Below are 13,608 nucleotides of genomic sequence, written 5' to 3'. Positions count from 1 at the left end.
ACTTTGCGAAAGAATAGGCATATAATAAAAGAAACGACCGTATCCTTTTGGAGGAGGGAGGGGCAGGCATGGACCGGGTGATTTTTCACTGTGATCTGAACAGCTTTTACGCCTCGGTGGAGCTGTTGGACCATCCGGAGCTGAAGGACAAGCCGGTGGCGGTGTGCGGCGACCCGGAGAGCCGCCACGGCATCATCCTAGCCAAGAATGAGCCCGCCAAGAAATACAAGGTCCAGACCGCCGAGACCATCTGGCAGGCCAGGCGGAAGTGCCCCGACCTGGTGCTGCTCCCCGCCCACCACTGGAAGTACCGGGAATACTCCCAAAAGGTCAACGCCATCTATGAGCGGTACACCGACCTGGTGGAGCCCTTCTCCATCGACGAGAGCTGGCTGGACGTGACGGGGACCCTCCACCTGTTTGGCGGGGATGGAAAAGCCCTGGCCGATGAGATCCGCCGGGTCATCCGGCAGGAGCTGGGCCTCACCGTGTCGGTGGGGGTCTCCTTTAATAAGGTGTTTGCCAAGATGGGCAGCGACTACAAAAAGCCGGACGCCACCACCGTCATCACCCGGGAGAATTTTCAGCAGCTGCTGTGGCCCCTGCCGGTGACCGACCTGCTCTTTGTGGGCCGGGCGGCGGCCCGGGTGCTGGCGGGCTACGGGGTGCGCACCATCGGAGATTTAGCCGCCTTTGACCGGGAGAGTTTGGGGGAGATCCTGGGGAAGGGGGGCTACACCCTCCACGACTACGCCACCGGCCGGGAGCATGCCCCGGTGATTCCAGCACGGGATATGCCGGGCCCCAAATCGGTGGGCAACGGCCTCACCTTTCCCCGCAACCTGGTGGGGTGGGGGGAGCTGCGCACCGCCCTGTCCGAGCTGGCCGACGAGGTGGCGGCCCGCCTGCGCAAGCACGGCCTGAAGTGTACCACGGTGCAGATTACCGTCCGGGACCCGGCCTTCAAGGACATCTGTCGCCAGAAGCGGCTGGGCGCCCCCACCTATGTATCCCGTGACCTGACCGACAGCGCCATGGAGCTGCTGCGGTCCTGCTGGAACGAGAAGCAGCCGGTGCGGGCCCTCACCATCACCGCCCAGAACCTGGTGGAGGAGGGGGACGCCGGGGAGCAGGTGGACCTGTTTGCCGCCGACGCCATTCCACGGCGTGACAAGCTGGAGAAGCTGGAAAAGGCCATGGATTCCATCCGGGACAAATACGGCCGCAAGGCCATCTCCCTGGCCTCCGCCGTCCATCCGGAGGGGCAGGGGGAACGGGAGGACCAGCGGCTGCCGCCCACCGACTGATATCATGTTCTATATTATATGACAATGTGCGAAAAACTATATAAATCAAGGGGAAGATTCTGACGTATTTTTAAGCAAACTGCCGTTTTTGTATAGAGTTTGGACAGGATGGGCCTTTTGTCTATTTTCATTTTTCAGCAAAAACGGTATCATAACCACAATGTTAGGTATCGATATGCCGTGAAAGGGGAAAAGAAAGATGAAAATTCCTGACAGTCTGAAGCGTTACGGTCTGGCTAAGGTCTTTGATTATCTGGACAAGGATCCCATGAACAACATGAGCAAGGTCATGGATCTGGTCAATAAATTTGCTGGCGACACCCTGTCTAAGCAGCGTGAGGCCTTTGACAATGTCATCAACGATAAGGATTCCTGCTGGCATCAGCTCATCGAGAAGGTCTGGACCCAGACCGATCCCGACGTGCTGAAGACCGTGTTCAACAACTTCTTTGTCAACGCCAACCTGGTGGGCTGGCCCAAGCAGGAGGAGATGCGCAAGAAGTACGGCTGCAACATCCCCTGGGCCATTCTGCTGGACCCCACCTCTGCCTGCAACCTGCACTGCACCGGCTGCTGGGCGGCGGAGTACGGCAATAAGCTGAACCTGACCTTTGATGATATCGACTCCATCATCACCCAGGGCAAGGAACTGGGCATCTATATGTACATCTACACCGGCGGCGAGCCCCTGGTGCGCAAGAAGGACCTGATCGCCCTGTGCGAGAAGCACAACGACGTGGCCTTCCTGTCCTTCACCAACGCCACCCTCATCGACGAGGAGTTCTGCCAGGATCTGCTACGGGTGAAGAACTTCATCCCCGCCATCAGCCTGGAGGGATTCGAGGAGGCCAACGACAGCCGCCGCGGCCAGGGCGTGTACGAGAAGGTCACCAACGCCATGGCCCTGCTGAAGAGCCATCACCTGCCCTTCGGTATCTCCACCTGCTACACCAGTGTCAACTACAAGGACATCACCAGCGAGGAGTTCTACGACAAGATCATCGACCTGGGTGCCTACTTCGTGTGGTTCTTCCACTACATGCCCGTGGGCAACGATGCCGCTCCCGAGCTGATGCCCACTCCCGAGCAGCGTGAGGAGATCTATCACCGCATCCGTGCCATGCGTCAGACCAAGGGCATCTTCGCCATGGACTTCCAGAACGACGGCGAGTACGTGGGCGGTTGTATCGCCGGTGGCCGCCGCTACCTGCACATCAACGCCAACGGCGACGTGGATCCCTGCGTGTTCATCCACTACTCCGACTCCAACATCCACGAGAAGACCCTGCTGGAGTGCCTGCAGTCCCCGCTGTTCATGGCCTACCATGACAACCAGCCCTTCAATGACAACATGCTGCGGCCCTGCCCCATGCTGGAGAACCCCGAGCGCATCGAGGAGATCGTCAGTAAGACCGGCGCCCACTCCACCGATCCTCAGTCTCCCGAGACCGTGGAGCACCTGACCGCCAAGACCCACCCCTACGCCGACAACTGGAAGCCCACCGCCGACAAGCTGTGGGCCGAGTCCCACCCCCAGTGCGGCGGCTGCACCGCTTGCAGCGGCAAGTAAGTACATAAAAAATCCTCCGTCCCAACCGGACGGAGGATTTTTTTCTTGCAATCAGGAATGGGAAGGGGAGCGGAAGTTCCGCAGATTGCAGAAGGTCTCCCGCAGATTTTCCTGGTGTACCTCCGCCGCCTTGAAGCGGAAGAGGGCGAAATTCAGATTAAACAGGGTGCCCAGCACCACGGCGGAGATGACGGTGCCGATGCCCACCTGGCCGCCCAGCAGCCAGCCCAGGATGATGACCCCGATCTCCACCACTGCCCGGCACAGGCCCACCGACCGGCCGGTTTTGCGGGCCAGGGCCACCATCAGGGAGTCCCGGGGACCGGACCCCAGCGCGGCCTTCATGTACATCCAGGTGCCGATGGCCAGCAGCTCCAGCCCCACCAGCAGCATCAGCGTGCCCGAGAGCAGATCATCCATCAGGGGGATCCAGTTCCGGGCCAGCAGAAAATCAATGAAGATGGCGCACAGGGTGATGTTCAGGACCGTGCCCAGCCCAAAACCCTCGCCGCAGAGGATGGCCACACCGATGGCGGCGGCGCCCACAATGATGGAGGCCGTGCCGTAGGTGATCCCAAAGGTTTGGGACATGCCCTGCTGGAGCACGCTCCAGGGCTCCAGACCAATGTTGGCCTGAAGCATCAAGACGATCCCGACGGCGCTGACGACCATGCCCAGTACCACCCACAGCAGGCGGCTGGGATAACGATGACTCATATGCCGTTCACCTCCCAAAATGATCAGGAATGGAACTGTGCGGCTGCGCCTTCAGTATAACGGATTTAATCTGGGATGTCAAAGTGATCTTAGAGTAAAATTCTCAAAAACAGCAGAAAATGAGCAGAACTTCTGTGTGGGACCACGGAGTTTTCGTGCACAACGCAATCAAGATAATAAAAAATTATTATAACGATAAACTACAGGGAAGAACGGCGGTCGCGGAGCTGCTCAAGAAAGGCGGGCAGGACCTCGAAAAGATCTCCCACCACCCCGTAGTGGGCCACGCCAAAGATGGGGGCGTTGGGGTCCCGGTTGATGGCCACAATGGTTTCGGCGTCCCGCATGCCGGCCAGATGCTGACCTGCGCCCGAGATGCCGCAGGCGATATACAGCCTGGGCCGTACCGTCTTGCCGGTGAGTCCCACCTGACAGGCGGGGGAGATCCAGCCCTCCTCCACGGCGGCCTGGGTGGCGCACAGCTGCCCGCCCAGCGCATCGGCCAGCTGGCGGAGCAGGGCAAAGCCCTGGGGACCGCCCACGCCTCTGCCGCCCGCCACCAAAACGGGTGCCTGCTCCAGCCCGGCGGACTCCTCCGGCAGGACCTCCAGCAGCTCGGTGCGGATGGCGTCGGTGGGGAAGGTGAAGTCCACCTTGGTGACCTCTGCCCGGTCCTCTCCGGCCTGAGGCAGGGGAAAGACGCCGGGGCGGACGGTGCCCAACTGGGGTCGGCGGGTGGGGCAGAGCACCGAGGCGGTGACGCTGCCGTCCACGGAGGGCCGGGACCAGAGGACGCAGCCGGTGTCACGGTCCAGGGCCATGCCGGTGCAGTCGGATACCAGTCCGGTGTCCAGGCGGCTGGCCAGCCGCGGGGCCAGATCCCGGCCGTTGGGGGTGGCTCCCAGGAGCAGAACGGCGGGGGATTGACGGGTCAGCAGGTGGTCCAGGGCGGCGACATAGGCGTCGGTGGAGTACCGGCGAAATTCCTCGCTGTCGATGAACAGAATCTGGTCGGCGCCGTGGCGGGAGGCAGCCCCCACGGCAGCCTTTACGCCGCAGCCGATGACCACAGCCACCAGCTTGCCGCCCTGTTCCCGGGCCAGATCCCGTCCGGGGCCCAGCAGCTCAATGCCTACATCCCTGGCGCTGCCGTCCTCCCGGGTCTCCACAAAGACCCAGAGGTCTCTGTTTGTTTCCATATGACAGACCTCCTTACAGTACCCCGGACTCCCGCAGCAGTCCGTATAGCTTTTTTGCAGCGGCCTGACCGGTCTCTTCCCGGATGACTACGGCTCTGCCTGCCGCCGGGGTGGGGGTGATAGCCTTTACCTGGGTGGCGGAGCCCTCCAACCCTACTTGGTCGAGGTCCAGATTGGGGAGCTGGGCGGCGGTCAGGCGTACGATGTTGGCTTTGCGGGCGGCCTCCTCGTACCGGGGGGTGGGGGCGGGAAGGCCGTGGGAGGGCGCGGCAAAGGTAATGAGACAGGGGGTCTTTATTCCCATCAGCCGGTAGTCGCCCTCCCCAGCGGTGAGCACGCAGAGGGTGCCGTCGGCATTGACTACCTCCAGTGCGCCGGTGATCTGGGGAAAGCTGAGCCGCTGGGCCAGGGCGGGGCCCACCGTGGCGGACCCGCCGTCGATGGACTGTCCGCCGCAGAAAACGGCGTCAAATTTCATCTCCTCCAGCAGCTCCACCAGGGAGATGGCGCTGTGAAGGATGCGGCTGGTGGCCATGGCGTCCGAGCCACGGAAGGCGGGATCGGTGACCAGATAGGCTCCGTCGGCCCCCAGGGCCAGAGCCTGTCGCAGGGTGTCCTCCGCCTGGAGCGGGCCCATGGACAGGGCTACCACACGGGTATCGGGGAAGAGAGAACGGATGCGGAGGGCGGCTGCCAGGGCACTGCCGTCATAGGGATTCATTCGGCCGGGGACGCCGTCCCGGACCAGGGTGTGGTCCTGGGGATCCATGATAAGAGGCGCCGTGTCCGGCACCTGCTTGATGCATACCAGAAGATTCATGCCAAACTTCCTTTCCAGAAAGGGGCGCGGGGAACGATGGCTCCGCCGCGCCTGGGAACAACAGCACTTTACCACATTTGGGCCGAAATGAAAACCCTGCATATTGTGTGAAAGCCCCCGGAGCAGCTCCGGGGGCCGGTGAAACCATTATTGCAGGGTGCCGTCGGGGGCCACCACGGCCACCCGCAGGGGGATATTCTTGCCGCTGGCGGCCACGGCGTTCTGGACGGCCCGCTGGATACCGCCGCAGCAGGGCACCGTCATGCGGACCACGGTGACGCTCTGCACGTCGTTGCCCGCCAGAATGGCGGTCAGCTTCTCGGTGTAGTCGCCTTCATCCAGCTTGGGGCAGCCGATGAGAGTCACCCGGCCACGAATGAAGTCCTGATGGAAGTTGCCGTAGGCGTAGGCGGTGCAGTCGGCGGCAATGAGCAGGTGGCAGCCGTTAAAGTAGGGGGCGTTCACCGGGGCCAGCTTGATCTGCACCGGCCACTGGCGCAGCTGGCTGGGTACGGTACCGACAGCAGGGGAGGGGGCCTCCTCCCGATGGATGGCCCGGCTCATGCTGCCGGGGCAGCCGCAGGGCGTGGGAGCAGCCTTGGTCGCCTTGGCAGCCATAACGGCGGCATGGTTGTAGGCGGGAGCCTCCCGCTCCTCAAAGGTGATGGCGCCGGTGGGGCAGGCGGGGAGACAGTCTCCCAGTCCGTCGCAGTAGTCCTCCCGGGTCAGCTTGGCCTTGCCGTCCACCATCTCAATGGCGCCCTCGTGGCAGGCGGCGGCACACAGGCCGCAGCCGTTGCACAGGTCCTGGTCGATCTTTATGATTCTGCGTTTCATGATAACGCCTCCTTGTGTTGTGTGGGTTAAGCATACCAGAGAGACAGCACATTTGATGTTGCAGGAGCAACAGAAACCGAAAAAATACGCCCGCGCCTTACAGCGCGGGCGTATCCGGTCCATCCTGAGGGGATCAGTCTCTGAGGTACTGCTTGACCAACTCCTGCAGCAGCTCGTCCCGATCCAGCTTGCGGATCAGGGCCCGGGCGTTGTTGTAGTTGGTGATATAGGTCGGGTCCTCCGAGAGGATGTACCCCACGATCTGATTGATGGGGTTATATCCCTTCTCCTGAAGGGAGTTGTATACGGAGGTCAGCACCTCTTTGATCTCAGGATCCTTCTCATAGCGGATACTGAATTTGCGGGTATAATCTGGCTCCATACCTGTCACACCTCCCGGTTAAAATCTAGTACCCATTGTAGCTGAAAAAGCCGCCGCTGTAAAGGGGCCCGACGAAAATTTATCAATCTTTAAGATGTTGGTAAGAAAAATCCTTCCGTGGTGCAACCATTTGCCAAAGAATATGGTATGATAGTATCAGGAAGAAATCTGCCCTGTTCCGGGCAAATCTGGTGACAAAACGGAAAGGAGATGACGGATCATGATGGACAAAGATGCCCTCCGGCCTGACCCGTCGGCGGTACGGGATAAGAAGAGAAAGCCCCTGAAAATCCTGGTGCCTGTCGGGGTGGCGGCTGTAGTTGCTGTGGCCCTGCTGGTGGCAGGTATCCCGGGGGTGACCGGCAACGGGCTGAGTGCCCACGCCGTTGCTCTGCCGGAGTACCCCGACCTGCCCCAGTGCCCCACGGAGCCCACGGGAAACAGCGAGGCGGCGTGGGAGCAGTTCAGTGAGGACTACAGCGCCTATTGGGACGCATGGTGGAACTACCGGAACGAGGCGGATAGCCTGTCCGATACCCCGGAGCTGCGTGCCGCTCTAGAGACCTACACCGGCGAGAGCACGGCTTTGGCCCTAGCGGGGGAGGGGAACCGGATCTATTCCCCCGTGTCCCTGTGGTTTGCCCTGGCCATGCTGGCTGAGACCACCGGCGGAGAGACCCGGCAGCAGGTGCTGGACACCCTGGGGGCATCCGACGCGGAGCAGCTGCGGGACTGGGCGGATATCCTGTGGCACACCATCTATCAGGATGATGGGACTGCTTCGTCCCTGCTGGGTACCTCCATCTGGCTGGATGAGGATGTAAAGTTCCACCAGGACACGCTGGACAGCCTTGCGGAGCACTACTACACCGGCTCCTTCCAGGTACCTATGGGCACCGATGCGGCGGATCACGCCCTCAGCCAATGGGTGGCCGAGCAGACCAAGGGCCTCATCGGCTCCGAGGGCAAGGTGCTGGAGACCGATGAGCTCACCCTGGCGGTACTGGCCTCAACCCTCTATTACAAGGCGGGATGGACCGATGAATTCAGCCCCAGCAAGACAGAAGAGGACCTGTTTACCGCCGCCGACGGCACAGAGACCAAGGCGGAGTTCATGCATAAGAACCAGGACAGCACCTTCCTGCGGCAGAATGGCTACCAGGCGGCCTCTCTGGGTACCAGCTTTGGAGAGATGATCTTCGTACTTCCTGATGAAGGAATTACCCCCGCCGACCTGCTGGCCCACCCGGACTTTCTGACCGAGGCCGCTGACTTTGAGAACGGTATCTTTGGGGAGGTCCAGTGGTCGGTGCCCAAGTTTGACATCAGCTCTGACCTGGACCTGAAATCCACCCTGACCGGTTTGGGCATCACCGATGTGTTCGACCCGGATGTCTCCGATTTCACCCCGCTCACCGATACCGAACCGGTATGGCTGGACCAGGCCAAGCAGATCGCCCGGGTGAAGGTGGATGAGCAGGGAGTGGAGGCCGCCGCGGTTACCCTGATGGCCAACTCCGGAGCGGCCGCTCCCCCGGAGGACTCCAAGATCTGCGTCATGGATCTGGACCGGCCCTTCCTGTGCCTCATCCGGGCCAGCGGCGTCACCCTCTTTGTGGGCGTGGTGGAACAGATATAAGTACAGCCCCTGCGGCAGATTGCCGCAGGGGCTTTGTTCGTTTTTATACCAGAGGGGCCAGTACACGCAGGATGGACCGGAACAGCCGCCGGGGCCAGGAGCGCTCCAGGCACTGCTCCAGGGTGATCCGCTGGCATTGCAGCTGGGTGGACCAGAAGTCGGCCTTGATGTCCAGAATGGCGGGGTCCTGATAGAGAAGCACCGCGTCCTCAAAGTGGAGGAACATGCTGCGGTAGTCCATGTTGATGGTGCCTACCACGCCCACCACGTCGTCGGATACCACATTCTTGGCGTGGACAAAGCCGGGGGTGTACTCGAAGATCTGCACCCCTGCCTCCAGCAGCGGCTGGTAGTGGGAGCGGGTCAGCTCAAACACCAGCTTTTTGTCGGGAATGTGGGGGGTGATGATGCGCACGTCCACCCCCGATTTGGCAGCGTTGCACAGGGCGGTGTTGACGCTGTCGCTGACGATGAGGTAGGGGGTCATGATATAGATATACCGCTTGGCTTTGGCAATCAGATTGAGGTATACCGTCTCGCCCACCGGCTCGTTGTCCAGAGGGTTGTCGGCGTAGGGCTGCACAAAGCAGTCCTTCCCCAGGGCGGCCTCCGGGGGCAGGGAGGTGGGACGCAGGGCGGAATAGTCCACGGTGACCTCCCGAATGTACTCCCACATGGTGAGGAACATCACCGTCATGCTCCAGGCAGCCTCCCCTTTCACCAGAATGGCGCTGTCCTTCCAGTGGCCGAAGCGGGGTTTTTGGTTGATATACTCGTCGGCCAGGTTGATACCGCCGGTGAAGGCGGTATGGCCGTCGATGATGCACAGCTTCCGGTGGTCCCGGTTGTTCATGCGGATGGAAATCACCGGCTTGAACCGGTTAAAGACACAGCAGGGGATGCCGGTCTCCTGCTCAAATTTGGCAGCGTAGTTGGCGGGCAGAGTGCCCAGAGAGCCTACGTCGTCGTAAATCACCCGCACATCCACTCCGGCGGCGTGCTTTTCTTTCAAAATCTCCACAATGCTGTCCCAGAATACGCCGGGAGCCAGAATGAAGTATTCCAGGAAAATATAGTGCTGGGCCTTTTTCAGCTCCTCCAGCATGACGGGGAACACATCGTCCCCCAGGGGGAAGTACCGGGTCCAGGTGTTGGTGTACACCGGGCAGCGGGCGTACCGCTCCAGGTAGCGGGCCTGATTCACCGCGTCCGCTCCCATGACAATCAGCTTGTGGGCCTTGTAGTCCCGCTCCAGCTGCTCCAGCATGGTGCGGTCCATGCCCTGCATTTTGCGGCGCATCCGGGCGGACAGCTTGTTGCCGCCGCACAGCAGATAGACCAGCCAGCCGAACATGGGGAAGAGGAGGATGGGGATGATCCAGCCGATCTTGTACCCCGGGTCGGTCTGCCGCCGGATGATGACCAGCACGGCCAGCAGAGACAGCACCACGCAGGTCCAGTACACGTAGACGTAGTAGCTGGAGGCCCACACCATGGGGACCAGCAGCACCACGGCCTGCAGCAGGATCAGCAGGGCCACGATCACTGAACGCTGAAAGAGAAAGGAAGATAGCTTTTTGATGTTCACAGGGTTACTCCTTGCCGCGAAACCGTAACGATCACTTTACCACCACATTGTCCGCTCCCAGCAGCTCCTTCAGCTCCTCCACCAGGGCGGGATGAATGAGACAGGGGGTGGTGAGCAGCTTGCCGGTGTCGGCGCAGCGTACCACCAGCTGCTCGGTGCCGGGGAACATGGTGAGCACCAGGCGGATCCTGCTCCAGCGGGGGTCCTCCAGACCGGGGATACGGATGTAAAGCTTTTTTGCTTTCGCCACCGGCTGCTCCGGCTCAAAGCTACCGCCGTCCCGCAGGTGGTCCAGAGGTACCACCCGGTCGCACATAAGCTGGGGGGCCTTTTCGTCCCGGACGGAGATGCGGCCCTCCGCCAGCAGGGGCATGTTGTCCTTCAGATAGGGGCCGCACTCGCCCAGGGCCCGAGCGAATACCAGCATCTCCATGGAGCCGCTGTCATCCTCCAGGGTGACATAGGCCATCAGGGTGTTGTTGCGGGTGGTGCGGGTGCGGGAGGCGGAAACCACACCGGCGATGGTCACCCGCTGCTCGTCCCGGAAGGTGGTGGGGCCGCCCTCCTGGGCGAAGTCGGACAGAATGGCGCCGATGGAGGCCACCTTCCGTTTTTTTACCACATCCCGGTACTCATCCATGGGGTGGCCGGACAGGTAGAGGCCGGTGGTCTCCTTCTCCATGGTCATCAGCTCCCGGCGGGAGAACTCGGGGATGTTTTTCAGGTTGAGCTGGGGGGCGGACTGGGGCTCGTCCCCTCCGCCGCCGAAGAGGTCAAACTGACCTTCCAGATTCTTGCGCTTGTTCTGGGCGATGGAGTCCACCAGGGACTCGTAGGCGTCCAGTAGCTGGGAGCGGAAGATCCCCATGCTGTCAAAGGCGCCGCACTTGATGAGGCTCTCCAGCACCCGCTTGTTGAGGTCGGAATCAAACATCCGCTGACAGAAGTCGGGGAAGGAGGTGAAAGACCCCTTCTTTCGTTCGGTCAGTACGTCATTGATAAAGCCGCGGCCCACACCCTTGACGGCCACCAGACCGAAGCGGATGTGGTCGCCGGACACGGTGAAGTCGGCCCCGGACTCGTTGATGTCGGGGGGGAGGAGGGGAATGCCGCAGTCCTTGCACTCGGCGATGTACTCTGCCACCTTTTCGCTGGAGTCCAGCACCGAGGTGAGGAGGGCGGCCATGTATTCCTTGGTGTAGTGGCACTTGAACCATGCGGTGTGATAGGCCACAATGGCGTAGCTCACCGCGTGGGCCTTGTTGAAGGCGTACTGGGCGAAGGCCTCGATCTCATCATAGATGTCCTCGGCGGTCTGCTGGGGGATGTCGTTTGCCATGCACCCGGCGATGTTCCGCTCGGGGTCGCCGTGGACGAAGGTGTGCCGCTCCTTCTCGATCTGGGCCTTCTTCTTCTTGGAGATGGCCCGGCGCACCATATCGGCCTGGCCCATGGTATACCCCGCCAGACGGCGGAAGATCTCAATGACCTGCTCCTGATACACGATGCAGCCGTAGGTCACCGACAGGATGGGCTCCAGAGCGGGATGCTTGTACTTCACCTTGTCTGGGTTGTGCTTGCAGGCGATGAACCGGGGGATGGAGTCCATGGGGCCGGGGCGGTAGAGGGCAATGATAGCGGTGATGTCCTCGATGTTGTGAGGCTTCAGGCCCACACACACACCGGTCATGCCCGCCGATTCCATCTGAAACACGCCGGAGGTCCTGCCGTCGGACAGCATCTGGAAGACCTCGGGGTCGTTGTCCGGAATGTCAGCCAGGGAGAAGCCGGGATGTTTCTGGGCCACCAGTTTGACGGTGTCGTCCAGGATGGTCAGGTTGCGCAGGCCCAGAAAGTCCATTTTCAGGAGGCCCAGCTCCTCCAGGGTGGTCATGACGTACTGGGTGACCACCGACTCGTCGTTTTTGGCCAGGGGCACATAGTCCATGACCGGGCGGCGGGTGATGACCACGCCGGCGGCGTGGGTGGAGGCGTGGCGGGGCATGCCCTCGATGGCCTTGGCGGTGTCGATAAGCTCCTTCACCCGGTCGTCCCCGTCGTAGAGGTCCTTCAAGGGCTTGGACAGTTTGAGGGCCTCGTCCAGGGTGATGTGGAGGGCGCCGGGGCCGCTGGGCACCTGCTTGGCCACCGCGTCCACGTCGGCGTAGGGGATGTTCAGGGCCCGCCCCACGTCCCGGATGGCCCCTCGGGCGGCCATGGTGCCGAAGGTGACGATCTGGGCCACGTGGTCCTCGCCGTACTTGCGCTGGACGTATTCAATGACCTCCTGCCGCCGGCGGATGCAGAAGTCGATGTCGATATCGGGCATGGTGACACGTTCGGGGTTGAGGAAGCGCTCGAAGTAGAGGGAGTACTTCATGGGGTCCACATCGGTGATGTTCATGCAGTAGGCCACCATGGAGCCTGCCGCCGAGCCACGGCCGGGACCCACCGGGATGCCCTGACTTTTAGCATACCCAATAAAGTCGGACACAATCAGGAAGTAGTCCACAAAGCCCATCTGCCGGATGACGCCCATCTCGTAGGCCAGCCGGTCCTGGTAGCCCTCGGGATCATCGGGGTAGCGGCGGGCATATCCCTCCCGGCACAGCTTCTCAAAATAGGCGTCCCCGTCGGTGTATCCCTCGGGCAGCTTGAATTCCGGCAGGTGGTAGGTGCCGAACTGGAAGTCCATGTTGCACAGGTCGGCGATTTTAAGGGTGTTGGCCACCGCCTCCGGGTAGTCGGGAAAGAGGGCGGCCATCTCCTCGGTGGACTTGACGTACAGCTCGCTGGTCTCCATCTTCAGACGGTTGGGGTCGTCCACCGTCTTGCCCATCTGGATGCACATGAGGGTGTCCTGCATTTGGGCGTCCTCCCGGCGGAGGTAGTGGGCGTCGTTGGTCACCACCAGGGGGATGCCGGTCTCCTGGTGGATGCGGATGAGGCCCTGGTTGATGGCAGGGTCGCCGGGCAGGTTGTGGTCCTGGAGCTCCAGGTAGTAGCCGTCCTCCCCGAACAGCTCCCGCATCTCCAGGGCGATGGCCTTGGCCCCCTCGTAGTCCCCGGCCAGGATGCGCCGGGGGACCTCGCCGGACTGGCAGGCCGACAGGGCGATGAGGCCGCCGCAGTGCTGCCGCAGCAGTTCCTTGTCAATGCGGGGGCGGATGTAAAAGCCCTCGGTAAAGGCGCAGGAGTCCAGGTAGCACAGGTTGCGGTAGCCCTCCTCGTTGCGGCACAGCAGGATCAGGTGGTACATGGCGGCGTCCAGCTCATGGACCCGGTCGGTGCGGCTCCGGGGGGCCACATAGACCTCGCAGCCGATGATGGGCTTGATGCCCTCCGCCTTGCAGGCCTTGTAGAAGTCCACCACGCCGTACATGACACCGTGGTCGGTGATGGCCACGGCGGGCTGGCCCAGCTCTTTTACCCGCTTGACCAGCAGGGGAATACGGCAGGCGCCGTCCAGCAGGGAAAATTCGGTATGGACGTGCAGGTGGACAAAGGACATAGGGTTACCTCCTCAGATCTGGGGTTGGGGGGACAGGG

10 protein-coding genes are annotated in these 13,608 nt (G+C 61.7%); 3 read left to right on the top strand and 7 right to left on the bottom strand.

The window, feature by feature from the left end:
* The first annotated feature begins 68 nt into the window (after positions 1 to 68).
* Both dinB and J9789_RS09400 read left to right on the top strand, forming a co-directional pair.
* A complete protein-coding gene (dinB, locus tag J9789_RS09405; protein WP_209344756.1) occupies positions 69 to 1,307 on the top strand; it encodes a DNA polymerase IV in 1,239 nt (412 codons plus the stop codon).
* Positions 1,308 to 1,506: 199 nt separating this feature from the next.
* Entirely contained in the window at positions 1,507 to 2,877 is a 1,371-nt protein-coding gene (locus J9789_RS09400; RefSeq protein WP_209344754.1) for a radical SAM protein, read from the top strand.
* A gap of 51 nt (positions 2,878 to 2,928) precedes the next feature.
* On the opposite strand, the gene J9789_RS09395 is transcribed toward J9789_RS09400, so the two are convergent.
* From J9789_RS09395 to J9789_RS09375, 5 genes are all read right to left on the bottom strand, one after another.
* Positions 2,929 to 3,594 (bottom strand): hypothetical protein, encoded by a 666-nt coding sequence (locus J9789_RS09395; RefSeq protein WP_209344752.1) that lies wholly within the window; start codon positions 3,592 to 3,594, stop codon positions 2,929 to 2,931.
* A 200-nt stretch (positions 3,595 to 3,794) separates the two neighbouring features.
* A complete protein-coding gene (locus J9789_RS09390; protein WP_209344750.1) occupies positions 3,795 to 4,793 on the bottom strand; it encodes an electron transfer flavoprotein subunit alpha/FixB family protein in 999 nt (332 codons plus the stop codon).
* A gap of 13 nt (positions 4,794 to 4,806) precedes the next feature.
* A complete protein-coding gene (locus J9789_RS09385; protein WP_209344749.1) occupies positions 4,807 to 5,613 on the bottom strand; it encodes an electron transfer flavoprotein subunit beta/FixA family protein in 807 nt (268 codons plus the stop codon).
* Between the two features lie 147 nt (positions 5,614 to 5,760).
* Positions 5,761 to 6,450 carry a 4Fe-4S binding protein gene (locus tag J9789_RS09380; protein ID WP_209344747.1) on the bottom strand — a complete coding sequence of 230 codons (690 nt, stop codon included), beginning with the start codon at positions 6,448 to 6,450 and terminating at the stop codon, positions 5,761 to 5,763.
* Between the two features lie 133 nt (positions 6,451 to 6,583).
* The gene (locus J9789_RS09375) at positions 6,584 to 6,832 is read right to left on the bottom strand and encodes an IreB family regulatory phosphoprotein (protein WP_209344746.1); all 249 of its coding nucleotides are present in this window, start codon (positions 6,830 to 6,832) and stop codon (positions 6,584 to 6,586) included.
* A gap of 220 nt (positions 6,833 to 7,052) precedes the next feature.
* On the opposite strand from J9789_RS09375, the gene J9789_RS09370 reads away from it, so the two are divergent.
* Positions 7,053 to 8,471 (top strand): serpin family protein, encoded by a 1,419-nt coding sequence (locus tag J9789_RS09370; protein WP_209344744.1) that lies wholly within the window; start codon positions 7,053 to 7,055, stop codon positions 8,469 to 8,471.
* 43 nt (positions 8,472 to 8,514) lie between these two features.
* On the opposite strand, the gene cls is transcribed toward J9789_RS09370, so the two are convergent.
* Positions 8,515 to 10,059 (bottom strand): cardiolipin synthase, encoded by a 1,545-nt coding sequence (gene cls, locus J9789_RS09365; protein WP_209344742.1) that lies wholly within the window; start codon positions 10,057 to 10,059, stop codon positions 8,515 to 8,517.
* A 31-nt stretch (positions 10,060 to 10,090) separates the two neighbouring features.
* Positions 10,091 to 13,570: a DNA polymerase III subunit alpha gene (locus tag J9789_RS09360; RefSeq protein ID WP_209344741.1), complete on the bottom strand. Its 3,480-nt coding sequence runs from the start codon at positions 13,568 to 13,570 to the stop codon at positions 10,091 to 10,093.
* Positions 13,571 to 13,608: the final 38 nt, after the last annotated feature.

Origin of the sequence: Flavonifractor sp. AGMB03687, assembly GCF_017811815.1 — a bacterium.
In the GTDB taxonomy this organism is placed as follows: Bacteria; Bacillota; Clostridia; order Oscillospirales; family Oscillospiraceae; genus Flavonifractor.
The sequence above is the reverse complement of the archived record's forward strand: the minus strand, read 5'-3'. Positions and strand labels throughout refer to the sequence as shown.